This window comes from Kitasatospora sp. NPDC034533 (assembly GCF_055575155.1).
In genome coordinates this window covers 1-24,306 of the sequence record NZ_JBVITE010000012.1, presented here as the reverse complement: position 1 = coordinate 24,306, position 24,306 = coordinate 1, and the positions used below count along the sequence as shown (strand labels likewise).

Below are 24,306 nucleotides of genomic sequence, written 5' to 3'. Positions count from 1 at the left end.
CCGCTTTTCCACTGTGATCCGTGGTGGGGAACGTTCTCTTCACTGGGCTGCGAACTCCAGGTGGAATCTGTCGTGGACGGACGTGACGAGCCGGAGCAGTTCCTCATGGGTGGCGACGGCACCCCGGACGAAGGCCAGACGCTGCGCGGGGTGGCGCCAGTCGACGGGCTGCCCCGGGGCCGTCGCCACGTCGACCTCGTCGACGCCGGGCAGGGCCCGTACGGCGTCGGCGCCGTCGACCGCCCGGACGGTGCCGACGATGCGCGGTGGCACGATGAAGTACTCGAAGGTCACCGCCGCCGGCCGGGGGGCCGGGACGGGCTCGACGGTGCGTCCCAGGGCCAGCGCGAAGGCGAGGGCGAGCAGATCGACGCCCAGCGCGCGGTCCAGCAGGCCCACGGCGCGGCCGCCGACACGTCCGTTGACCTCGATGACACGGGGGCCGTCCGGGGTGAGTTTCACCTCCGTGTGGGTCACCCCGGTCGTCACGCCGAGGGCCCGGACCGCGGCCGCCGCGAGCTCGGCGACGTCCTTCTCCACGGCGGGCGTGAGGGTGGCGGGCAGGAACAGGCCGGTCTCCCGGAGCGGGTCCGCCAGGGCGAACTTGCCGGTGACGCACAGGGTCGTGACCTCCGCGCGCTGCACGACGGCCTCGACGGAGACGTAGTCCCCCCAGTCCGGTCCGGCCACCTCCGGGTCCCCTGGCAGGTACTTTTCCACGACGAAGTCGCGCGGGCCGCCGCCCGGGCCCGCCCGCCCGTCATCGGGGTCGCCGCCCGGGTCGACGTGAGCCAGGCCGACGTCGGCCAGGGCGTGCCGCTGCTGCTCCGCGTCCGCCAGCCGTACGGTGTCCTGGCTGCCCGCGCCGGTGCGGGGTTTGAGCACCACGGGGTAGCCCAGGCGCCGCACGGCGGCGTCGACCTCGGCGGCGGAGCGCACCACGAGGCTCGGGGTGTGGTCGACCCCCGCCGCCGCGAACGCCGCGCGCTGGTCGGCCTTGTCGGTGAGCAGCCGGACGGTATCCGGCCGGTGGTAGGGCAGGCCGAGGGCCTCGGCGAGCCGCGCGGTGGCGGCCAGGCAGTACTCGCTGAAGGTGACGATGCCCACCGGGCCGTGCTCGCGCAGCAGTTCGGCGGCGGGGGCGCCGTCTCCGCTGATCTCGCAGACCCGTGCCCGTCGGCGCATCCCCGCGAGCAGCGGGGCCACGCCCGGTACGGCCGGGTCGCAGACGAAGACCACGTCGCACAGGCCGCGGGCGGCGCTGAGGATCTCGGCCGGCCCCGCCGAGCCCCTGCCGTAGACGACGGCGACCGTGGGGAGGGGGTCGGTCACGGGGACCCCGGGAGGTCGGCCGGACCCGCGGGAGCCGGAGCGCCGGGAGCCGGTGCAACGGGAGCCGGAGCGCCGGGAGCCGGTGCGACGGAAGCCGGACCCGCGGGAGCCGGTGCGACGGGAACCGGTGTGGCGGAAGTCGCCTCGCGCCGGGCGGACTTCGGGGTCATGTCGTCCCAGACCTCCGCGATCCTGCGCAGGCAGTCCTCGCGGGAGGCCGGCTCACCCACCGTCCGCCACCCCTGGGGGACGTCGTGGTAGGTGGGCCAGATCGAGTACTGCTCCTCGTGGTTGACGACGATGTGGTACTGGTCCTCGGTCACGGCGCCTCGTCCTCCTTTGCCTTCGGCGTGAGCTCGGGCAGGCCGTGGCGTTCCACGGCGGTCGTGTACAACTCGCGCAGGAGCGGGTCGCGCACGCGGCCCCGCTCGTAGTGGGCGCGGAAGTTCTGATCGTAGATCCTGAACCACGCGTCGTGCTCGTACAAGAAAAGCACATCGTGGGGCGCCATCCGGCGGATCGCGAACAGGCCGACGGGGGCCACGGAGACGGGGAAGAGCGGGTTGCGCACGGCCCGTTCGTCGCAGTGCGGGTGAAACTGACCTACCATCAGGCCCTGGGCGACCGCGCTGTTCTTCAGGCCTTCGTACGCCTCGTCGAGGACCCGCCAGCCCTCCGGCCCGGTGGCCGGCAGCACCACGATGCGGCAGTCGAGGGAGGCCCCGGTGTGGGTGCGGCTGCGCTCGGTGCCGAGGGCGAACGTGGACATCTCCGCCTCCAGGGCCTCGCGCAGCTGCCGCTCGTCCTCCCCCGCGATGTCGTAGCGGAAGCTGAACTGGACGTCCTTGCCGCTGAGGGCGGGCGGGATGAAGGGGCAGACCGGTCCGGTGCGGCCGATCTCGTCGTGGGGCCGGCTGAGGTACTGGCGCAGCCAGGTGTGGACCCGGGTGAAGTCCCGGGCGTGCCGGGCGGGCGACTGGGGTTCGATCACCCGGATCCACAGGCCGTCCATTCTGGCCAGATCATTGTCCTGATCCCGCATCACCTGTGTCATGCGACGGTCTCCTGGGTTCGGTCGCCGTGGGGTGCCGGGGCGGCGCTCGGGGTGGCCATCCGGCACAGATCGGCGTACGTGGGAGCGGCGTAGAGCTGGGCGAAGTCAAGGGTCGTTCCGAGCTGGGTGCGCACCTGCTCGACCAGCCGCATCAGCCCCAGGGAGGTGCCGCCGTCGGCGAAGAAGTCGGAATCGGGCAGCGGGGGGTACCCCGTCTGGGCCTCCCAGACCACGGCGAGTGCGGGGTGGTCGAGTGCGGCGGCGTCGCCCGCGTCGTGCGCGTCACCCGGGTCGCCCGCGTCGTGCGTCCGGGCGTCCGCGAGGCGGGCGAGGGCCGCGCGGTCCACCTTCCCGGTGGGCCCCAGCGGCAGGGTGTCGACCGCGATGATCCGCTCGGCCACCAGGTGGCGCGGTGCCCGCTGCCACGCGCCCCGGCGCACCGCGTCGGTGTCGACGGAGGCCGGTGTGACGAAGGCGGTCAGGACGGCGCCGTCGGGCCCGGTGCCGGCGATGACCACGGCGTCGTCGACGGCGGGGTCGGCGGCGAGGAGCGCCGCCGCCTCCGCCGGATCGGTGCGGAAGCCCCTGACCTTCACCTCGTCGTCGGCGCGCCCGAGGAAGTCCAGGGCGCCGTCGGGGAGTTGCCGTACGCGGTCGCCGGTGCGGTACATCCGGGCACCGGGCCGGTCGGAGAAGGGGTCGGGCACGAACCGCGCGGCGGTCGCGGCGGGGTCGTGCAGGTAGCCGCGGGCGAGCCGGGGGCCGCCGAGGAAGAGCTCGCCCACCACGCCCGGGGCGACGGGCCGCAGCCGCTCGTCGAGGACGTGGCAGGTCGTTTCCGCGACGGCGGTGCCGATGGGGAACGCGGCGCAGTGCTCGCGGTCCCACGCGGCGGCGTCCCCCAGGGTGCTGAAGGTGGTGTTCTCGGTCGGTCCGTAGCCGTTGACCAGCCGGGTGGCGGGGTGGGCGGCGGTGAAGGAGCGCGCGACGCCGGCCGGGACGGTGTCGCCGCCGGTGACGAGGGTGCGCAGGGTGCCCAGCGCCGGGCCGTGGTGGGTGGCCATGAGGCGGAAGAGCGGGGCCGTCAGCCAGGCCGTGGTGACCTGCGGCCGGGCCAGCAGGGCGGCCAGTTCGTGGAGGGCGAGGGGGTGGTGGTCCGCGGCCGTGATCCGGGCCCCGGCCAGCAGGGGGGACCAGATCTCGAACGTGGACGCGTCGAAGGCGAGGGTGGAGTGCAGGAGCACGCCGTCGTCGGGGCCCAGCCGCAGGGACTGCGCCCCGAGCGCCAGCCCGGTGATCCCCCGGTGGGTGACGCCCACGGCCTTGGGGGCTCCCGTGGTGCCGGAGGTGAACATGACGCAGGCCAGGTCGTCGGGGCCGGCCGGGGAGGCCGGCACCGCCGTGGTGGCCGGCTCCGTGAGGAGGGAGGGGATGGCGTACACGGGTACGCCCAGGTCCGCCGGGGCCGGGCCGTCGGCGCCGTCGGCACCCCGGGCGCCGTCGTCGGCGTGCAGGGCCAGGGCCGCCCGGGCCGTGCCGGCCATGAGCCGGACGCGGTCCGCCGGGTACCGGGGGTCCACCGGCACGTAGCAGCCGCCCGCCATCAGGACGGCCAGCATGGCGAGGACGGTCCGGCGGTCGCCGTGTCCGACGATCAGCACGGGAGTGCCGGGGGTGACGCCCTTCGCGCGGAGCGACGCCGCCGCGGCGCGCACCCGGGTCAGGAGCTCCCCGTAGCGGATCTCGCCGTACCGGTCGGCCAGCGCCACACGCTCGGGGAACGCCTCGGCCACGGTGGTGAAGCACTGCTCGATCCGGGGGTGCGGCGCGGTCGTCATCGTGCCCCCGACGGGTGCTTGCGGGCGGTGCCCAGGCCGGCGGTGCCCAGGCCGGCGGTGCCGGTACCGGGGTCGGGGTGCGGGGTGAACACCGCGCGCGGGCTGGGGTCCGGAGTCAGCGCGATGGCCGGTCGCAGCCCGGTCGCGGCCCGGTCGCCCCGCAGGGCGAACCGGCCGTGGGCGAGGATCGTGGCCGTGGCGAGCTGCGCCTCCAGCAGCGAGAACTGCCGCCCCAGGCACTGGTGGGGGCCCGCTCCGAAGGGGAAGTACTGCTGGACGGGCGGGCGCCGGCCCAGGAAGCGGTCCGGGCGGAACTCCTCGGGTGCCTCCCACAGGGCCGGGGAGCGGTGGATGGCGTAGGTGCTCGCCAGGACGAGGTCACCGGGATCGAGCCGTACGCCGGCCGCTTCGACGGGGGTGTCGATGCGGCGGAAGAGCGCCCACGCGGGCGGGTGCAGCCGCAGGGACTCCTCGACCACAGCCAGCGTGTACGGCAGGGTCCCCTGGGGGATCGACGGTGCGGCGCGCAGGGCGCCGAGGTCGGTGGCGCGGACCTCGTCGAGGGTGCGGGCCAGGGCCGGGGGCGAGCCGGCCAGGTTGTGGAAGATCCAGGTGAGCAGGGTGCCCATGGTCTCCACCCCGGCCACGAAGACCGACATCAGCTCCTCGCGCAGCACGTCCTCGGGGCGCTCGCCGGGCGTCTCCCCCCGCCGGCGCAGGGCGGCGACGAGCGACGGCAGGACCCCGTCGGCCGTGGCCGTCTCGGTCTCCCGGGCCGCCCGGTGCGCGATGAACTCCTCCAGCACCGCCCTGTCCCGCACGAACGCCTCGCCGTCCGCGTCGGTGACGGTGTCCGGGGCGAACAGCCGCCGGTCCAGGTAGTGGACGGCCGCGTCCACCGCCGAGGCCAGGCGCGCCAGTTCGGCGCCGGTCAGCTCCGGGTCCACGAGCCGGAGGATGATCTCGATGCTCAGCTGCTGGAGGGTGTGCCCGAGGTCGAACTCGCGGCCCGCCCCGGGCAGCAGCCGACGGCGCACGAAGTCCTCCGCGCTCTCCAGCACCAGGGTGTGCAGCGTCGCGACGGCCCGGGCCGAGAACATCGGGCGCAGCAGGGCGCGGCGGTGGCGCCACTGCTCCCCGGAGGCGACCACGAACAGTCCGCTGCCGACCAGTTCGCGCAGCAGCCCCCGGTGGTTGCGGGTGCCGTGGGCGAGGGCCGCGGCGGCGACGGCGGGCTCCGCCGCGACGATCAGCCGCGTGCCGTCCTCCAGCGGGACGGCGCTGACCGTCCCTTCGTCGCGCAGCCGCGTCATCAGCCCCAGGGGGTCGCTCCCGAGCTCCTGGTCGAACTCCTGGTGGCCGAGCGAACTCACGGTGATGCTCGCCATGGCTAACCCCGCCCCCCGGCGGACGCCTCCGCGTCTCCCGCGTCTCCCGCGTCGTTCACGGCTCCCGCGTCTGCCGCGTCTCCCGCGAGCGTGATGATCTGCTGGGAGTGGTCGTTCATCGTCCAGCCCTCGGCGGTGCGCACCGAGGTGCGCTGCTGCTCCGTGTAGCCCGCGCCCCGGTCGTGGAAGTGCCAGGCGTACGGCGGGCGGAGCAGCCGGCGTTCGACCGGGGTCCACTCCTCGTCCGGGAGGTCCTCGGGTACGGGCGCGGGGGCGGTGTGCTGCACCATGCCCGCGGTGTAGCGGCAGAAGACGACCCGGCGTTCGAAGTCGGCGGCCCAGGGCCAGCTGCCGTGGGTGGCGGTGTCCGCGAAGAGGACCACCGAGCCGGCCCTGACCGGGACGCGGGAGACCCAGTCGCCGACCTTCTGCCAGGTCTGGAAGTCCTCCGGGATCTCGAAGGCCGACTTGTGGCTGCCGGGGACCACGGCGAAGCCGCCCTGGTCGGCGAGGGCGTCGGTGAGGCAGAACGCGGCGATCATGTGCCCGCCGTAGATCCGGCCGTCGCGGACCTGGTAGGTCAGCGGCGGGTACTCCCAGGGGGTGTTGCCGTTGTGCAGGATCAGCGCTCCGGCGCCCTTGCGTGCGTAGAGCACCTGGCCCTCGTCGTAGCGCAGGTCGGGGCCGAGCACCTCCTCCAGGTAAGGCAGCACCTTCTCGTGGCTGATCAGGTCGCGCACCGGGCGCGGGGTGGTGTGGAGCGGCCCGGCGTTGGCGATGAACGGGTTGTACTGCTTCAGCAGCGGGTAGCCGAGCTTGTTCTCGCCGTCCCACAGGCCGTGGCCGTCGAGTGCGGCGTTGACGGAGGCGAGTTCCTGCGCGGAGAGGACGTCCTCCAGGACCAGGTAGCCGCGCAGGTCGAACAGGTACTTCTGCTCTTCGTCCATGACTCTTCCTTTTTTGTCGGAGAGCGGGCGGTGGGGCGCGGGCCCGGGGGAGGCACCGCGCGGGGGTACGGCTGGGGTGGAGCTCAGCTCCGGTCGGGTTCGAGCTCCGCCAGGGCCCGGGCGAGGTGCCCGCGCAGCTCGGCCTGGGTGAAGAGGCCGACGGCTCCGGTCAGGAGCACCGAGCACCCTCCCGAGCGGGTCGGTTGCACATGGAGGACGAGGTCCAGGTCCGCCCAGTGCTCGGGCACGGTGTCGTGGGGCAGGTCGTCCGGCACCACGGCCGGGTTCTCCTCCTGCCCGTGGACGACCAGCCCGGCCGCGCAGACCGGCGGCCGCAGCGCCGGATCGACCGGATCGGTGAGCTCGGCGATGTGCAGCAGCGGCAGGTCGGCGTGGTCCAGGGCGGACAGCAGCGCCCGGTGGGCGTGGCCGGCCCCGGTGGCGCCGAGCACCACGGGCAGCAGGTCGACGGCGCGGCCGACGAGCGATCCCTCGGTGGCCGCCGAGCGGTGGGAGACCGGCATGCCGATCGCCGTGGACGTGCCGCCCGAGATCCGGGAGACGATCCGGCCGAGCACGTCGAGGAAGGCGGCCGTGGTGGTCGTCCCCGCCGTCCGGCCCGCCTGCTGGAGGCGGGCGTACGCGTCGGCGGGCAGGAGGGAGCGCACCCCGTGGTTGCGGAAGGTCCTCGGGCCGACGCGGCGCCCGGCGAACGGATCCGGGGGGACCGGGCCCAGGCTCGTGCGCCAGTACCGTTCCAGCTCGGCGCGCCGGGCGGTGCGGCGGGCGGCCCTGGCACGGGCGTAGTCGCTGTAGCGCGGGGCCGGCCGCGGCAGGTCACGGCCGGCGAGCAGGGTGAGGAGCTCGTCGGCGAGGATGCCCACGGAGGCGCCGTCGCCCCGGTGGCGGGCCAGCCGCAGGAGCAGGTGCCGGACGGTGCCGTCCTCCCCGGTCAGCAGGACGACCTCCAGCCCCGGTGACCCGGCGGGCAGCGGCCGCTCAACCAGCGCGGTGTCCCAGTGGACCAGGGCGGGCCGGGCCGGCAGCGGGGCCACGGGGCAGGGCTGCCACCGGTCGTGCCGTCCGGGTCCGGCGGCTCCCGGTGCCTCCTCCGTCGTCCCGGGCGCGGCCTGCGGGGCCGGGGGCCGCAGCACCTCGTGCCGGGCGACCAGGGCTCGGACCGCCCGCTCCACGTCCCGCGGATCCACGGGGGCGTCGAGCCCGAGCAGCAGCGGGATCGGCGGAGCGGGGCGTCCCAGGGCCCGCTCCTGCTGGGCCACCAGGAGCTGTTCGGGGGTGCGGGAACCGTCGGAGGCGCCGGGCGGTGCCGCCTCCGCCTCCGGAGCCGCTTGCGCGAGCAACGTGCGGACCTCGGTGGCGAGTTCGGCGGCCAGCGGGTGCGTCAGCACCGTGCGCACGGGGACCTCCACCCCGAGGCGGCGGCTCAGCGCGGCGGCGATCCGGGCCGCCCCCAGCGACGCCCCGCCGAGGTCGTAGAGGTGGTCGTCCAGGGTGGCCGCCGGCCGGTCGAGCGCCGCCGCGAACGCCTCCACCACGGCGGCGGCCGCCCGGTCGTGGACGGCGGCGGGGCCCTCCGCCGTGCGCGCGGAGCGCGCCGCCGCCAGCAGCGCGCGGCGGTCCGCCTTCCCGTTGGCCGTCACCGGCAGCCTCGGGAGCACCCGGATCTCGCCGGGCACCATGTACGGCGGCAGGGTACGGGCCAGGTGGGCGCGCACCGCGGCAGGGTCCGGGGCGGGCTCGCCGGTGACGAAGCCCACCAGGCGGCTGACGCGTTCCCCGACGACCACGGTGGCCGCCTCCCGCACCCCCGGCGCGTCCACGAGGTGCCGGTCGACCTCCTCCAGCTCCACCCGGTGGCCGCGCACCTTGACCTGGTTGTCGCTGCGGCCGACGAACTGCACGCTTCCGTCGGGGTTCCACCGCACCCGGTCCCCGGTGCGGTACATCCGCGAGCCCGGGGGGCCGGACGGGTCGGGCAGGAACCGGGCCGCCGTCTCGGCCGGACGGCCCCGGTAGCCGTGCGCCACCCCGGTGCCGCCGATGTACAGCTCGCCGGTGACCCCGATCGGCACCGGACGCAGCGCGCCGTCGAGGATGTGCAGGCGCACGCCGGAGATGGGGTGGCCCACGGGGGCGGTGCCGTCGTCGGCCCCCGCCGCGCACCGGTAGGAGGTGGCGTCGATGCAGGCCTCGGACGGCCCGTACTGGTTGCGCAGTTCACCGCGGCCGACGCGCAGGTAGCGGTCGGCCTGCGCCGAGGGCAGCGCCTCCCCGCCGCAGAAGACGACCCGGGCCGGGAGCCGGCGCAGGTCCTCGTCGTCCAGGGCGGCGAGCAGGGACGGGACGACGTCGACCACGGTCGCGGAGTGCTCCAGGGCGGCCTCCACCAGGGCGGCCGGGCGCGTCCCGAGGTCGACGCCGGGGAAGACCACGCCGGCCCCGGCGACCAGCGGTCCGAAGCACTGCCACAGCGACGGGTCGAAGACCAGGGGAATGGTCTGGAGCACCCGGTCGGGGGCGGCGAGGCCGATCGCCTCGCGGCGCCAGGCGAGTTCGTTGGCCAGCGCCCCCAGCGGCACCGGGACGCACTTGGGCGTACCGGTCGTGCCGGAGGTGAACACGGCGTAGGCGAGGTCCTGCGGGCCCGTGCGGGCCACCGGCGGCACCGCCCCGGTGGCCGGCAGCTCCCGCACGCCCCCTCGGGGGAGCCGGATCGTCCGCGGGGCCCTCCCCGGCGCTCCGCTGTCGGCACCGCCCTCACCGGGGGCGTCGTGCCCGTCGGCGTCGGGCCCGGGGGCGTCGTGCCCGTCGGCGTCGGGCCCGGGGGCGTCGTGCCCGTCGGCGTCGGGCCCGGGGGCGCCGGCCGTGCGGACGAGGAAGTCCGCCCGGGCGCTGCGCAGCAGGGCGCGGCGGCGTTCCACGGGGTCGTCGGGGCGCAGCGCGATGATCCAGCCGCCGAGCCGCCAGACCGCCAGGGCCAGCGCCGGGTAGTCGACGCCCGCCGGCACCTCCAGGGCCACCGCCGAGCCGGGGCCGACCCCGGCCAGGGACAGGTGGGCCGCCGTGCGCCCGGTGAGCTCGTGCAGCGCCCGGTAGGTGAGGTGGCCGCCGGTGGCGTCCCCGACGGCGAACGCCTCGGGGGTGCGCCGCGCCCAGTCCGCGAAGGCGTCGTAGGGCAGGCGGGCCCCGGCCGCGGGCGGCGCCGTCGAAGCGGCGGCGATGACCGCGCGCTCGGCCGGGGCGCGCGCGTCCAGCGTGGCCAGCGGCGCGTGGGGGGCGGCGAGCGCGGAGGTGAGGCAGCGCCGGTAGGCCCGCCCGAGCCGGGTGAGGGCCGCGTCGGTGTAGTGCTGCGGGGAGCCGGTCAGCCGGACGACGGCGGTGTGGGCGTGTTCCGTCAGCTGCACGGTCAGCGCGCCCTGGTCGCCCTGGACGCGCACCGGCAGCGGAGTGACCGTGAGGGGGCCGGCCGGGCGCGGCCGGTTGTCCTCGCGGGTCAGGACGAAGGCGGCGGCGGGTACGGGTACGGCGGTGTCGTCGGAGGTCAGGGGGAGGGTCGGGTGCTGCGAGCCGGTCAGGAGTTGCTCGCCGGTCCGCCGGGCCAGCTCGGCGAAGCCCAGCGCGGGCGGCAGGGGCAGGATCAGGGGCATCGCGGAGACGAAGGCGCCCACGGTGAGGTCGTAGCGCTCCGCTGACCGGTTGGCGGTGGGAACGCTCACGGAGGCCGTCCGGGCGCCGGTGACCGCGCTCCAGGTGGCCGCGAACGCGGCGAGCCACACGGCGTGCGCGGTGCAGGCGTGCCGCCGGGCGAACTCGTGGACCTGCCGGGTGAGGTCCGGGGGCAGCGTCAGCTCGGCGTGCGGCATCCGGGCGGCCTGCTCCGGGGCGGCCCGTCCCGGTGTGGCCTGCTCCGTGGCGGCCTGCTTCGGGACGGCCCGCTCCGTGGCGGCCGGGTCGACGGCGAAGGGGAGTTCCGTCCCGTCGTCGGCGCGGGCGGCGGCGCGGGCCCAGTGGGCGGCGTGGGCGGCCAGCGCGGCCCGCCCGTCCGGCGACTGCTCCCAGTGGACGTAGTCGAGGTGCTGGGCGGCCGGCGCGGGGCGGGTGGAACCGGGGCCGTCCCCGGCGGCGTACGCGTCCAGCAGGTCGTCGATCAGCACCCCCAACGACCATCCGTCGCAGACGGCGTGGTGGAAGGTCAGGAGGAGGGTGTGCTGCCCCGGCCCCTGGGCCAGCAGGACGGCACGGACGTACGGGGGCCGGTCCAGGCGGAACGGGCGCGCCGCCTCGGCGTCGAGGACGCGGTCCCGTTCCGGCGCCCCCGAGGGCACGGGCCGTACCTCCAGCGGGATGCGGGCGGGCAGGTCGAACCGCTGCCGGGGCACCCCGTCCTCCTGGACGAAGCGGGCCCGCAGGGCCAGGTGGCGGCCGGCGAGGGCGTCCAGGCACGCGCGGAGCCGGTCGATGTCCAGCGGGCCGGTGAGCTGGAGGGCCAGGGGCACCGTGTAGGCCGCCGATGCGGCGGGGGACGCCTGCTCGGCGAGCCACATCCGGTACTGGGTGACCGAGAGGGGGTGGCTCCCGGTCACGGCCTCCGGGCGGGACGGGGGCGCCGGTGACGGTACGGACGGTGACGGTACGGCCGATGGCGGTACGGGCGCCGCCGAGGGGCCGCGCCCCCGGAGCCGGGCGGCCAGTTCGGCGCGTTGCCCGGGGGTGAGCCGGTCGAGGGGTGAGGCGGTCATCCGAGCTCCTCCGCGGCCTCGTCGAGGATCTGCTGGGCGATCAGGCGCTCCACCAGCGCGTGCTGGAGTCCGATGGACCGGGCTTGCAGCAGTTCGGCGACGGGGACGTCGACGCCGAACCGGCGGCTCATCCCGCGCGCCAGCCGGGCCACGGTGAGCGAGTCACCGCCCAGGTGGAAGAAGTCGGCCGTGTCGGGCACGTCGGTCACCCCCAGCTGTTCGGCCCACAGGGCGCGGAGGATCCCGGCGGGGGTGTCCTCGACGGGGTCGGCCGCCTCCCCGGCCGGGCCGTCGCGCCGGTCGGCCGGTCCGCCGGTGCCGGCGGACCCGGCGGGTGGTCCGGGCACCGGTACGGGCGCCGGGGCGACCGGCACCGGATGGCGCGGGCCGTGGAACGGATAGGTCGGCAGCGGGACGGAGCGCCCGGGGGTCTGGAGCGGCGAGAGGTCCAGGGCGAGGCCGGAGCACCACAGCCGGCCGATCGCCGTCAGCACCGGGCGGCCGGGGGAGGCGGCCGGGGCGGTGGCGGCCGGCGGCGCGCAGTCCAGCAGCGGGACGGCGGGCAGCCCGGCGGCTTCCGCGAAGCCGCTCAGCACCCGGCCGGGCCCCACCTCGACCGCGACGGCGTCGGGGAACTTCGCCCGCGCCGTCGCCAGCGCGTCCGCGAAGCGCACCGGCCGGCGGGCGGCCCCGGCGAAGTGGTCCGGGTCGGTGAGCGAGCCCTCGGGAAGCAGCTGCCCCTGCGTGTTCTCGATCCACGGCAGGGCGGCGGGGCGCACCTCGGCGGCCGTCGGTGTGCCCCGCAGCGCCTCGGCCGCCGGTTCGATCAGCGGGGAGTGGAAGGCGCGGGTCGTCCGCAGCACCTTGGCCGTGTACCGGCCGCCGATCCGCTCCCGGAAGGCCGCCACCGCCTCGGCGGACCCGGCGAGCACGGTGCTCGTGGCGGCGTTGACCGCCGCGACGCTCAGCGCGGCGCCGGTCTCGGCCAGCAGGGCCCGGGCCTCGGCCTCGCCGCAGGCCAGGGAGACCATCGCGCCCGGGGCGCAGTCCTCCATCAGCAGGGCCCGGCGTGCCACGAGACGGGCGGCGGCGTCGAGGGGGAGCGCGCCCGCCAGGGTCGCGGCCGTGACCTCCCCCAGGCTGTGCCCGAGCAGCGCGCACGGCACCAGGCCCAGGGCGAGCAGCGCCGTCCCGGCGGCGTACTCGACGGCGAACAGCGCGGGCTGGGCGAGCGCCGTGCGGGCGAGCCGTCCGGCGGGGAAGGCGGCGTCGTGCAGCGCCTCGCCCACCTCGCGGGCGAGCTCGGGGGAGAAGGCGGCCAGGCAGGCGTCCAGTGCCTCGGCGAAGGCGGGCAGGGCGGCGGCGAAGGGTGCCGCCATGCCGGGGAACTGCGTCCCCTGCCCCGGGAAGAGCAGCAGCGCCGGGGCGGCGTGCGCGGCGGGCTCCGGGGCCGCCTCGGCCGGGGCCCGCAGCGCCGCCACGACCTCGGCCGCGCTCGCGCCCACGGCCGCGGAGCGGTACGGGAGGACCGCCCGCCGGGTGAGGGTGCGGCCGACGTCCGCCGGCGCGGGCGCGGGTTCGGCGTCCGCCAGGTGCGCGGCGAGCCGCTCCCGCATCCGGGCGAGGGCCCGCGGGTCCTTCGCGGAGAGCACCACCAGCCGCTCCCGCCCGGACGCCGGGGCGGGCGGCGCGGCGGCCGGCTCCGGCGGCTGCTCCACCAGCAGGTGCACGTTGGTCCCGCCCACGCCGAAGGAGCTCACGGCGGCCCGGCGCGGCTGCGGGCCCCGCCACGGTCCGGCCTCGGTGGGCAGGAACAGCGGCGAGTCCTCCCGTTCCAGCAGCGGGTTGGCCCGGCTCAGCCCGGGAATCGCGGGCACGTACCCGTGCCGGAGCACCAGCAGCGCCTTCACCAGTCCGGCGAGTCCGGCGGCCGCGTCGAGGTGGCCGATGGTCGCCTTGAGCGCGCCGACCGCGATGCTGCCGGGAGCGGCGCCCAGCGACCGGTACACCGAGGAGGCGGCGGACCACTCGATGGGGTCCCCGATGCGGGTGCCGGTGCCGTGGCTCTCCAGGTAGCCGACGGACGCGGCGTCCACGTCGGCGGCGGCGAGCGCGGCGCGGATCGCCTGCTCCTGACCCGCCGCCGAGGGCGCGAGGAAGCCCGTCTTGGCGGTGCCGTCGTTGTTGACGGCGGAGCCCAGCAGCACGCCGTGCAGGGGCTGCGGGCCGTCCGCCACGTCCTCGTGGCGGCGCAGGACGATGCCGAGCGCCCCCGAGCCGCCGACGGTGCCGTCCGCCGAGGCGTCGAAGGGCCGGCAGTGCCCGCTGAGCGACATCACCCCGCCCGCGATGGCGAGGTGCCCCGCCTGGGGGGCGTTGGCCGAGGCGGCGAGCACCAGGGCCTGGTCGCACTCCCCGTTGTTCAGCGCCTGGGCGGCCAGGTGGACCGCGACGAGGGAGGAGGAGCAGGCCGTGAGGACGGTCAGCGCGGGCCCGGTCAGGCCCAGTTTGTAGGCGATGCGCGTCGCGAGGAAGTCGCGTTCGTTGACCAGGAGCGCCTCCTCGAACTCCGGGGGCGCCAGCGAGCCGGAGGCCAGGAGCGTCCGCAGGTGACCGCTGCCGCTGGCGGCCGCGTACACCGCCGTCCGCAGCCCGTCGCCGGCCGTGACGCTGTGGCCGGCGTCCTCCAGAGCGGCCCAGGCGCACTCCAGCAGCAGCCGGTGCTGCGGGTCCATCAGCCCGGCCTCGCGGGGGCTGACGCCGAAGAACTCGTGGTCGAAGCGGTCGGCATCGTCGAGCGCCCCGTGGACGGGAACGTAGGCCGGATCGTCGGCGAGCGGCGCGGGGACGCCACGGGCCGCCAGCTCCTCCCGGCTCAGCCGCCGGGTCAGCACCCGTCCGTCGCGCAGGGCCCGCCACAGCTGGGCCGGATCGGCCGCTCCGGGGAAGCGCCCCGTCATGCCGGTCACGGCGATGTCGAGGGAACGGTCGCGGTTCATCGGTCGGCCTCCTGGGCGCGGCGGTCGCGGAGCGTACGGGCCGCGTCGCCGCGGCGGCGACGGGGCGTACCGGCTGAGGGCGGTGGTTCCGCGCCGGGGGCGGGCGGAGCGGCCGTCGCGCCGGCTGTCGCGCCGTCCGGAGCGTCGGACGGCCGGGCCGGCCGGGCCAGTCGGGCCGCGAGGTCGGCGACGGTGCTGTGGCGGAAGAGGTCGAGGATCGGCAGCCGGACGCCGGTGTGCCGGTGCAACGCCTCCTGAAGCGTCGGGACCAGCAGTGAGTGCCCCCCGAGGTCGAAGAAGTTGACGTCGCCGGGGACGTCGGCGACGCCCAGGACCTCCCGCCACGCCGCGGTGACCGCCGCGTGGCCGGGCGGCACGTCCCCGGCGGGCCGGGCGAGCGCCGCGGCCCGGAGCCGGGCCGCCTCCTGCTCCAGGGCCCGCCGGTCCACCTTGCCGTTGGGGGTGACCGGCAGCCGCTCCAGCCCGTGGACCGCGGCGGGGACCATGAACTCCGGCAGGAGTTCGGCGACTTCGCGCCGTACGGCGTCCGGCCGCGCGCCGCCGGTGACGAAGCCGACCAGGCGTGCGCCGCCGTCGGCGACCACGGCGGCCTCCCGGACGCCCTCGGCGCCGCGCAGCGCCGCCTCCACCTCGGCGGGCTGCACCCGGTGGCCACGGATCTTGAGCTGGTGGTCCAGCCGGCCGACGAAGGCGAGCGACCCCGGCGCCTGCCACCGCACCCGGTCGCCGGTGCGGTACATCCGGGCCCCGGGCTCGCCGCCGAACGGGTCGGGCAGGAAGGCGTCGGCCGTCTCGGCGGGCCGGCCGACGTACCCCCGGCCCACGCCCGCGCCGCCGACGTACAGTTCGCCGTCGACCCCCGGGGGGACGGGGCGCAGGGCGTGGTCCAGGACGTAGAGGCGGTAGCCAGGCACCGGGCCGCCGATGTCGACGGCCTCCGGCCCGTGGTAGCGGCGGTAACTGGCCCAGACGGTGGCCTCGGTGGGCCCGTACTCGTTGACCAGCGCCACCCGTGGCAGGACGGCGAAGTGGCGCCGCAGCAGTTCCTCCGGGAGCGGTTCCCCGGCCGTGACGACCTCGCGCAGGCTCCGCACCACGGTGGAGCCGGCCCGCTCGACGGCGGTGAGCAGCAGGGCGTGGAGCGAGGGCACGCACAGCAGCCGGGTGACCTCGTGCCGGGCGATCAGGGCGAGAAGCGCCTCGGGGTCGCGGACCTCATCGTCGCTCGCGACGACCAGGCGGCCACCGGCCGACAGCGTTCCCCAGATGCCGGCCGCGGCCGAGTCGAACGCCGCGGGCGAGAGCAGCAGGAAGACCGGCCGCCCCGGGTAGACGGTGCGGCGGGCGGCCGTGGAGGCGGCCAGCGTGCCGTGCTCGATCACCACGCCCTTCGGCCGCCCGGTCGTCCCGGAGGTGTAGATGACGTAGGCGGGGTCGTGCGGTCCGGGCGGGAGGGGGTCGGCGGGTCCGGCACTCCGATCGGCCCCCGGCTCGTCCCCCGGCTCGGCGGTCGGCTCGGCGGTCGGCTCGGCGGCAGGCTCGGCCCCCGGCTCGGCGGCCGGGCGCAGGGGGACCAGCGGCAGCCCGAACGACGCCGCCCGCCCGGCCATGGCCGCGTCGGTGACCACGGCGCGGGCCCCGCAGTCGGCCAGGCACGCCGCCATGCGGGAGTCGGGGTGCCGGGGATCGAGCGGGACGTACGCGGCACCGGCGAAGTGCACGCCGAGCAGCGCGGTCATCAGGCCCGCGGAACGCTCGGTCAGCACCGCCACCCGGGCGCCCCGGCCCGCGTCCCGGGCGGTCAGCCGGGCGGCGAGGTCCAGGGCGTCGGCCCGCAGCCGCCCGTACGTGATCCGCTCGCCCCCGCCGACCACGGCGGTCCGGTCCGGCGCCTGCCGGGCGATCCGGGCGACGAGTTCGCTCACCGGGACGGCCGGCGCCGACGGCTCCGGGCCCCGCCCCCACTCCAGGGGGAGGCGCCCCGGGTCCAGCGCCGCGGGGAGCGCGGCCGGTGCGGCGGGCCCGGCCGCCAGCGCGAGCAGTGCGCCGCGGATCCGCTCGGCCAGGTGCGCGGCCTGCTCCGTCGTCCACCGGTCGGTGCGGTGGAGGACGTCCAGCCGGGCGCCGTCGGGCGTCTCCCGGACCAGGATCTCCAGGTCGTACTTCGCGATGGCCGGCGGGATCTCCACCGGGTGGGCGCGGAGCCCGGGCGGCGCGGCCGGCGCCGTGGCGGGCGGCTCGTGGTCGATCAGCACCTGGAACAGGGGGGCCTGCCCCGGAGCGGACCGCAGGCCGAGCTCGCGGACGAGTTCGTCGAAGGGGTGCGCGCGGTGCGCGTGCGCCCGCAGGAAGGCCTCGTGCGCCTGGGCGACCGCCTCGCCGGCGGTGCCGCCGGGGCGGGGGCGCAGCCGTACCGGGACGGGGTTGACGAAGAGGCCGACGGCCCCGTCGAAGCCGGGCGGCCGGACGTCCATGGTGGTGCCGACCAGGACGTCGCCCGCCGCGCCGTACCGGTCGGCCGTCACCGCGAACGCCGACAGGACGAGGACGAGCACGGTGGTGCGGTGGGTCCGCGCGGCCTCCGTCACGCGCCGCCACTGCGCCGCGTCCAGCGGGACGCCGACCGCCGCCGCGGTGCGCCGGAGCGGGCCCGGCCTGGGCGGCCCGCCGAGGGCGACGGGCGAGTGGGCGGACACGCCGGCGAGTTCCTCGGCCCAGAACCGGCGCAGCCGTTCGGCCTCGGCGGGCGAGGGCCCGGGGACGGCGCCCGCCGGGGCGGGCGGAAGCGCCGGGCCGCCGGCCAGCCGGCTCAGCAGCTGTTCGGTGATCAGCTCCGTGGAGCGGCGGTCGAGCACGAGGTGGTGGCCGACGAAGACCAGGACGTGCTCCTCGGGGGCGGTCCTGAGCACCCGCAGCTCGACCAGGGGCTCCTCGAACAGGTCGAAGGGCCGGTGGGCCGCGCGCCGCAGGTGCTCCGCCAGGGCGTGCCCGGGCACGTCCCGCACGTTCACGCCGAACGCCGTGAGGGGCCACTGCCCGCGCCCGGGGGCCACGTCGTCGTCGATGACCCGCAGCCGCGTCTCGGGGTGGGCGGCGAGCACGTCGCGCCAGGCCGTCTCCAGCCGCGCGGGATCCAGCGGACCGCTCAGCCGCAGCGCCCAGTACACGGTGAACTCATGGCTGTCCGGCTCCGCCCGGTGCAGCAGCCACAGCCGCCGCTGAGCGGCCGACAGACCGGCGGGCGCCGCCGTGGACGGGCGCTCGCCGCCGGCGGGCACGGCCCGCGCGACCAGGTGCCGCAGCCCTTCCGGTGTGGGGTCGCCGAAGAACGAGGCGAGGTCGACGCGCACTCCGCACTCCTGGTTGACCTCGGCGACGAGGCGGGCCGCGTCCAGTGAACTCCCGCCGCAGGAGAAGAAGTTGTCGCCGTCCGAGGCGGGCGGGCGGCCGAGCGTCAGCGCCCAGAGCCGGACCACGGGGTTCGCGTCGCCGTCCGGCGGCCGCACGGGCGCGGGCGCCGGCAGGGCGCGCTCGTCGACCTTTCCGCTGAGCGTGAGCGGGAACGCGTCCACGACCTCGATGTGTGCGGGCACCGCGGCGGGCGCCAGCCGCCGGGCCGCGAGGCCGCGCAGCTCCCCCGGCACCGGGGCGGGCCCGGGGCGGCGGGGGGTGACCCAGGCGAGGAGCCCGGCCGTCCCGATCGGGCCCCGGCGTGCCACGTAGGCGTCCTGGACGCCCGGCATGCCGCGCAGCACCTCCTCCACCTCGTACGGGTCGACCCGCTGGCCGCGCACCTTCAGCTGGTGGTCGGTCCGGCCGTGGTAGATCAGGTGCCCGTCGGCGCCGAGGGTGACGCGGTCCCCCGTGCGGTACATCCGGGCGCCGGGTGTGGGGGCGAAGGGGTCCGGGAGATAGCGCTCGGCCGTCAGCGCGGGGGCGTTGAGGTAGCCGCGGGTGACCAGCGGGCCGGCGAGGTACAGCTCGCCGCGGGAACCGACCGGCACGGGGCGCAGGTCGGCGCCCAGGACGTAGGCCGAGGTGCCGTCGAGGGGCCGGCCGATGCTGGGGGTCCCGTACTCGTCGAAGCCGCACCACGTGGTCTGGATCGTGGCTTCGGTCGGCCCGTAGCCGTTGGATCCCCGGACACCCAGCTCGCTCAGCCTGCGCCAGGTCGTGGCGTCGACCGCCTCGCCGCCGAAGTCCAGCTCCAGGCCCGTCCGCCGGAGCATCTCCTCCACGCCGAAGGGGCGCATGGCGGCGAACATCGACGGCGAGGTGCTGAGCAGGCGCACGTCGTTGCGCTCGACCCACTCCACCAGCGCCTGCGGGTCGCGGTAGGTGGCCTGGTCGGCCACCACCAGGCAGCTGCCCCGGAAGAGGTAGAGGAGCTGCTGGAAGAAGACGTCGAAGGAGACGGCGGCGGTGACGCCGACCCGGGCGGCCCCGGCGCCGGCCGGCTGCGCGTCGACCAGGACGGCGAGGCCCCGGTGCTCGACCATGACGCCCTTGGGGCTGCCGGTGGTGCCCGAGGTGTGCAGGACGTACGCCAGGTCGTGGGGGCGGGCGGCGTCCTCGGTGGCCAGGGTCCCGGCGTGCGTATCCTCGGTGGCCGCAGTCCCGGCGTGCGTGTCCTCGGTTTCCGGGGTCTCGTCGACGAAGGTGAGCGAGGGGTCGAGCCGGTGGCGCGACGCGGGATCGCACAGCACGACCCGGGTGCCGGTGTCCGCCACGACGTACGCGAGACGGGAGTCGGGCTGGGAGGGGTCGAGGGCGACGACGTGGGCCCGCACCCGCCACGCCGCCAGCACGGACGCGACCAGGGCGACGCCCCGCTCGCGCAGGACGCCCACCGCCGTGCCCGGGCCCGCGCCGTGGCGGCGCAGGGCGGTGGCGAGCCGGGTGACCTCGCGGTCCAGGCCGGCGAAGGTGAGGAGGTCGTCGCCGCACCGCACCGCCGGCCGCCGGGGTTGTGCGCGCACCCAGGTGTCGAACCGGTCCATGAGGGGCTGGGCGTGCTCCGACGGATCGGTCGGCGCGACGATCAGGGACGGCGTCGCCGCGCTCGTCGAGCGGGGCAGCGGCGCCCCGGGGTCGCGGGCGAGGGCGAGCAGGGCCCGGCGGTAGACGGCGAGCAGGTCGGCGGCGGCCGCGTGGGTCGTGCCGCCGCGCATCCGGCGGGTCACCGTCACCGAGGCGTCGTCCGCCCGTAGGCAGAGGTCGAATTCGAGGTCGAAACGCGTGAGGCCGTTCGTCGCGGGAGGGGACCCGGTCGAGGGATCGGCGTCCAGCGAACGGACGGTGATGCCGTCGAGTGCCGGCCCCGGGAGCGGATCCCGCAGCTGGAAACTGACGGTGAGCCCGGGCGCCGCGGCGTCGAAGAGGTCCGCGCTCTCGATGATCGGCTCGTGCGCGTGGGACAGCGCCTCGGCGACCGTCCGCCGCACACCGTCGCAGAGCTCGGCGCCGGAGGCGCCCGAGGGCCACCGCTGGCGCAGCGGGACCATCCGCGCGAAGCAGCCGACCAGCGACACGGTGGCCGGTGTCCGGGAGGCGAAGGGGGTGGCGACCATGATGTCGGGGGCGTTGCCCTGCGTCGCGAACGCCGCGTAGAGGGCGGCGAGTCCCAGGAGGTACGGGGTGACGCGCAGGCGGCGGGCCGCCGCGCGCACCGCGTCGGCCTCGTCGGGGGGCAGCGGGAGCACCAGGACGTCGGCTTCGGCCGTCCGGGGGCCCGGGGTGCGCGGCAGGGCCTCCGGCCACTGGGCGTCCGCCAGTTCGAGGGGCCAGAAGCGGGAGGGTTCGGTCGGTGCGGGCGGTTCCGGTACCGGTGCCGGTGCCGGTGCCGGGGTGACGGGGGGCCCGCCGGCGGTGCGGGCGCCGTACGCGGCACCGATGTCCACCAGCACGTTCTCCAGTGACGCCCCGTCGCACGCGATGTGGTGCACCAGGAGGGAGAGCACGTGGTGGTCCGGCCGGTGCCGGAACAGGTCGACGCGGACGGGGCAGTCCCGTCTGAGGTCGAACCGGTGGCGCCCGAGGGGCGCCCAGGGCGCTGCGCCGGCCGCCGCGCCGGTGTCCACCGTGGTCCATCGCGGCCGTGGCGCGCCGGGGACCCAGGAGGGCACGCCGTCCTCGTCGACGAGCCGGCGGGCGAACACGGGGTGCCGGGCGACGGTCTCCTCGACGGCCTCCTTCAGGGCCTGCTCGTCGAGCTTCCCGCGCAGTTCCCAGACGCGGTGGATGTTGAAGGACTCCGGCTGGTCCCGACAGGTGAGCCAGATACCGAACTCCGGGGCCGAGAGCGGGAATGCGAATTCGGTGTCCGCGGCCGGACCCGAATTCGCGACCAGGTCGCTCCTGTCCACTTCGGTTTCCCCTTCCGTACGGGCTGGCGGCACTCGGCCGGTGGTCCGAGTGGGGTGTCGAGAAGAAGAATGAGGCTGCGCGGCCATCCGGAACGGAGCCCGCAAACACAAGAGGTTCGCCCGCGAGCGGGTGGGAGCCGGCGCCGCGAAATGACCTGGAGGTGCGTCGGCGCTCTCGGGACCGGCGTCCCGGGCCGGACCTCCGGCAGGCCGGGGTCCGTTCATGAGGCGAGTCTGTAGGCGCCCTGGGAAGTTTTCAAGAACGAGTAAAGAGGATGTCTCATTCTCGCAGGTGCCGGGGACATGACATTCCGGACATAGACCTTCCCCCGCCCCTTCCGTCACCGAATCCGGTGCTTTCGCCGGCGTTCCTGCCGCCTCGGGGCCCGCGCAAGGGTGCACTTCGGGGCGAACCGCACTGTTGATTTGGGTGAAACCTGTGGATCTTGCGAAGGTTGGTTGAAGAACCTAATGTGGCCCGGTAAACCGGCTTCCGGCCCGGATGGGCGCACTTCCCGAGGACTGGCAGGCAATATCTCGACAGGGAGATCTCATGGGTCTGCAATTCGGCTTCTGTTTCGGTACCTCGTTGCGCCATGACGTGACGCGGGACCACTTGTGGAAATTGCTCGACGCGGTGGAGCAGTACGGGTTCGATTCGTTCTGGTTCTACAACAACAACGGGGACGACATGCCCCCGCCGCTCGAGCTGGCACGGGAAGTGGCCCGCCGGACATCCGCCCTGGTATTCGGCCCGCACGTCCTGGTCGCCGCCGGCCTGGAACCGTCCGCCGTGGTCCGCGAACTGACGGAGCTGTACCGGCGGTCCAACGGCCGGTTCGTCGCCCAGCTCGGCATCGGCGGCCCCCGCGAGGCCCTCATCCGGGACCCGGCCGAAGCCGCCGCCGCGCTGGAGGACATCCTGCGCCGCCTGCGCAGCCTCGCCGGGGAGTCCGCCGGTGAAGCCGGTGGCAGCGGCCCGACCGGGGTGCCGCCGGTGTGGCTGGGCGGAGGCCGGGAGCGGACCGTACGGCGCGTCGCCGCCCTCGCGGACGGCTGGGTCCCCGCGTTCATCACCCCCGCCGAGTACCGCCGGCGCCTGGCGGTCCTCGACGAGGAACAGCGGCGCCTCGGCCGCACCGGGCACATCACCCGCGCGGTACAGCTCGTCTACGTGCCGCCGGTCATCGACACCCCCGAGCTCCGGCGCGAGCTGGACGCCGAGGTCTCGGCCCACAAGCAGGGCTGCACCAGCCGCGACGTCTACGCCGTCGGCGGCGACCGGGCGCTGCGCGAGCGCCTCGCCGAGTTCGCGGACGCCGGCGTCGAGCACGTCATCCTGGTCCCCGCCCGCGCGGTCCCCGATTGGGAGGCCGAGATCGCCCGGCTCCACCACACCGTCACCACGCCGTCCGACGACAGGCCTTAGCCGGTCGCCGACCGCCCGGCCCCGGCGGTGGCCGCCACCGAACAGCCGCGCGGACACCGCCGAGGACGGCGGGCGGCTCCCGAGCACGCCCTGACGGCCGCCCGCCGGCCGGCCGCCGAGGACCCGCTCGCCCCCGGCCCGTTCGCCGTCGTCCTGGCGGCGGCCCGGGGAGCAGCGCGGCCGGCCCGCCGCCCGGCGGGAGGTGCCGCGCACGCCGCCGACGCCACCCGCTGCCGGACGTCCGGGACGCGGCAGCGGAGGTCCACACCGACCCGGCGTGAGCGCTGCCACGGTGCCGGTGCGCGGGGCCTCCCGGGCGCCGGCGGCCCGGCTCGGCCGCTGGTCGGCCGCCGCCGGGCGTCGGTGAAGGGGACGGGCTCGCCGGTGACGGCGCCGACCGGCGCCCCGCCCGGGGGGCGCCCCAACCGGGGGTGGCGCCCCTTCAGTGGGTGGCGTCGGCGGCGATGCCGACGAGCTGGCGGATCGCGTGGCCCCCGGCGGTCGCGGCGATCAGGACGCCGAACACGACGCCGGTGAAGACCGTGAAGGCCTCGTCGCCGCGGCTGCGCGCCTCGGTGCGGCGGCGCAGCCGCATGACGATGAGGATCGCGACGAACGCCGTCGCGCTGATGGTGTACTCCATTGCCCGCCTCCGGCCCAGTCAGTGACGTTCCGTGACGCCACGGTCACCCGCAGCTCACTGCCATTCGGGTGAGCATGCCAGAGCGGCCCGGCGCCCGGGGCGGGTTCGGGGAAAATCGCGCACCCCGGCGGGCGGTCCGGACCGGGTGTGATCTATCCCACTGTCACCGGATTCCGTCCGCCGAGCCGCCGCTCCGGCCCTCCGTGTGCGGGGGCGGCCCGCCGCGGACCCCGCCGACCTGCGGGATCGCGGCGCCGGGCGGATGGTCCGCCGGGCTGGCCAAGCTGGCCGGTTCCCGCCACGGCGGCGGATGTCGTTCAACCGGTTCCCCTTGTTCATCCGTTGGTCATGGGACAGCCGGCCGCCGGTGAGCGGCCGAACGGGACGTCGAACCGCGCGTCCGAGGAGAGGGGACCAACGATGGGGCGAGTACTGGACCACCTGGTGGGGGACGCCGACGCGTTCGCCGGGGCGCTGGAGGAGCGCAGGCCGCGGGTGTTCCGCACCGCCGGGTGGCCCGCCGGGCTGCCCCGGCCGGGCGAGCTGGACGCCGTCCTGCACGGCGGTCTGCTGCGGGTGCCGTACGTGGAGATGGTGAAGGACGGCGAGGTCGTCGAGCCGGAACGTTTCTGCGCCGCCCGCACGGTGGCCGGGCGTCGCGAGGACGGCTGGGCCGACCCCGAGCGGATCACCGCCCTGCTGGCCGAGGGCGCCACCCTGCTGCTGCCGCAGCTGGACCAGTGGTACGCCCCGGTGCGCGCGCTGGCCACCGACATCGCCCTCCAACTGGGCCGCCGCACCGAGGTGTTCTGCTTCGCGACGGGCGCCGGCCGGCGCGGCCTGGACGTGCACCGCGACGACGCCGACGTGCTGGTCGTGCAGCTCGCGGGGCAGAAGGAGTGGACCGTCCACGAGGCGCCGGCGGACGGGCGCTGGCGCCCGGGGCTCGCCCCGGAGCCGGGGCCGGTGGCGCTAAACACGGTGCTCGCCCCGGGCGAGGTGCTGTACGTGCCGCGCGGCGCGCCGCACACCGCGACGGGTCGTCAGGGACTGTCGGTGCACCTCGCGTTCACCGTCCGGGAGGTCGGCACCGGACGGCTGCGCGCCGCGGTCGGCGAGTTCCTGGCCGCGGGCACCTCCCCCGGCTCCGGAGCCCGGGGTGCCGGCGACCAGCGCGCCGGCGACCGAGGCGGCGCTGCCCGGACCGGCGACCTGCCCGACCGCCCCGGGACGGCCGCCGAGCTGCTGGCCGCGGCCGCCGAGGTGCTGCGACTCAGCCGCGAGCGCCTGGCCGAGCTGACCCCGGAGGAACTGCTGCGCCTCGCGCGCGGACCGCTCCCCGAGCCGGCGCCGGACGCCCCTCGCGCACCGGGGCCGCTGGGCGGTTGAGCGGGAAAACACGGCCGGGGGGGGGGGGGGGGGGGGGGGGGGGGGGGGGGGGGGGGGGGGGGGGGGGGGGGGGGGGGGGGGGGGGGGGGGAGGGGGAGGGGTGGGGGGGGGGGGGGGGGGGGGGGGGGGGGGAGGGAGGGA

Annotated in this window: 12 protein-coding genes; 2 read left to right on the top strand and 10 right to left on the bottom strand. The window is 76.6% G+C overall.

Features of this window, described 5'->3' with window-relative positions; genetic code table 11:
• Positions 1-39: 39 nt before the first annotated feature.
• The 9 genes from ACZ55U_RS11440 to ACZ55U_RS11400 form a co-directional block, all read right to left on the bottom strand.
• On the bottom strand, positions 40-1,332 hold the full coding sequence (locus tag ACZ55U_RS11440; RefSeq protein WP_465524938.1) for an ATP-grasp domain-containing protein: 1,293 nt from the start codon (positions 1,330-1,332) through the stop codon (positions 40-42).
• On the bottom strand, positions 1,329-1,655 hold the full coding sequence (locus ACZ55U_RS11435; RefSeq protein WP_465524936.1) for an MbtH family protein: 327 nt from the start codon (positions 1,653-1,655) through the stop codon (positions 1,329-1,331). The genes ACZ55U_RS11440 and ACZ55U_RS11435 overlap by 4 nt, the downstream gene beginning before the upstream one ends.
• Positions 1,652-2,386 (bottom strand): DUF6875 domain-containing protein, encoded by a 735-nt coding sequence (locus ACZ55U_RS11430; protein ID WP_465524934.1) that lies wholly within the window; start codon positions 2,384-2,386, stop codon positions 1,652-1,654. The genes ACZ55U_RS11435 and ACZ55U_RS11430 overlap by 4 nt, the downstream gene beginning before the upstream one ends.
• The gene (locus ACZ55U_RS11425) at positions 2,383-4,224 is read right to left on the bottom strand and encodes a non-ribosomal peptide synthetase (protein ID WP_465524932.1); all 1,842 of its coding nucleotides are present in this window, start codon (positions 4,222-4,224) and stop codon (positions 2,383-2,385) included. Before ACZ55U_RS11425 ends, ACZ55U_RS11430 begins: the two co-directional genes overlap by 4 nt.
• On the bottom strand, positions 4,221-5,612 hold the full coding sequence (locus ACZ55U_RS11420; RefSeq protein ID WP_465524930.1) for a cytochrome P450: 1,392 nt from the start codon (positions 5,610-5,612) through the stop codon (positions 4,221-4,223). Before ACZ55U_RS11420 ends, ACZ55U_RS11425 begins: the two co-directional genes overlap by 4 nt.
• 2 nt (positions 5,613-5,614) lie before the next feature.
• Positions 5,615-6,559 (bottom strand): phytanoyl-CoA dioxygenase family protein, encoded by a 945-nt coding sequence (locus ACZ55U_RS11415; protein ID WP_465524928.1) that lies wholly within the window; start codon positions 6,557-6,559, stop codon positions 5,615-5,617.
• A gap of 83 nt (positions 6,560-6,642) precedes the next feature.
• Positions 6,643-11,319, bottom strand: a complete 4,677-nt coding sequence (locus tag ACZ55U_RS11410) for a non-ribosomal peptide synthetase (RefSeq protein WP_465524926.1) — start codon at positions 11,317-11,319, stop codon at positions 6,643-6,645.
• Positions 11,316-14,318 (bottom strand): type I polyketide synthase, encoded by a 3,003-nt coding sequence (locus tag ACZ55U_RS11405; RefSeq protein WP_465524924.1) that lies wholly within the window; start codon positions 14,316-14,318, stop codon positions 11,316-11,318. Before ACZ55U_RS11405 ends, ACZ55U_RS11410 begins: the two co-directional genes overlap by 4 nt.
• Entirely contained in the window at positions 14,315-20,704 is a 6,390-nt protein-coding gene (locus ACZ55U_RS11400; protein WP_465524922.1) for an amino acid adenylation domain-containing protein, read from the bottom strand. Before ACZ55U_RS11400 ends, ACZ55U_RS11405 begins: the two co-directional genes overlap by 4 nt.
• A 553-nt stretch (positions 20,705-21,257) precedes the next feature.
• Here ACZ55U_RS11400 and ACZ55U_RS11395 point away from each other — a divergent pair.
• Positions 21,258-22,133: an LLM class flavin-dependent oxidoreductase gene (locus ACZ55U_RS11395; protein WP_465524920.1), complete on the top strand. Its 876-nt coding sequence runs from the start codon at positions 21,258-21,260 to the stop codon at positions 22,131-22,133.
• Positions 22,134-22,575: 442 nt separating this feature from the next.
• On the opposite strand, the gene ACZ55U_RS11390 is transcribed toward ACZ55U_RS11395, so the two are convergent.
• Positions 22,576-22,776, bottom strand: coding sequence for a hypothetical protein (locus ACZ55U_RS11390; RefSeq protein WP_465524918.1), 201 nt, complete (start codon positions 22,774-22,776; stop codon positions 22,576-22,578).
• 420 nt (positions 22,777-23,196) lie between these two features.
• On the opposite strand from ACZ55U_RS11390, the gene ACZ55U_RS11385 reads away from it, so the two are divergent.
• Positions 23,197-24,165, top strand: a complete 969-nt coding sequence (locus tag ACZ55U_RS11385) for a JmjC domain-containing protein (protein WP_465524916.1) — start codon at positions 23,197-23,199, stop codon at positions 24,163-24,165.
• Positions 24,166-24,306: the final 141 nt, after the last annotated feature.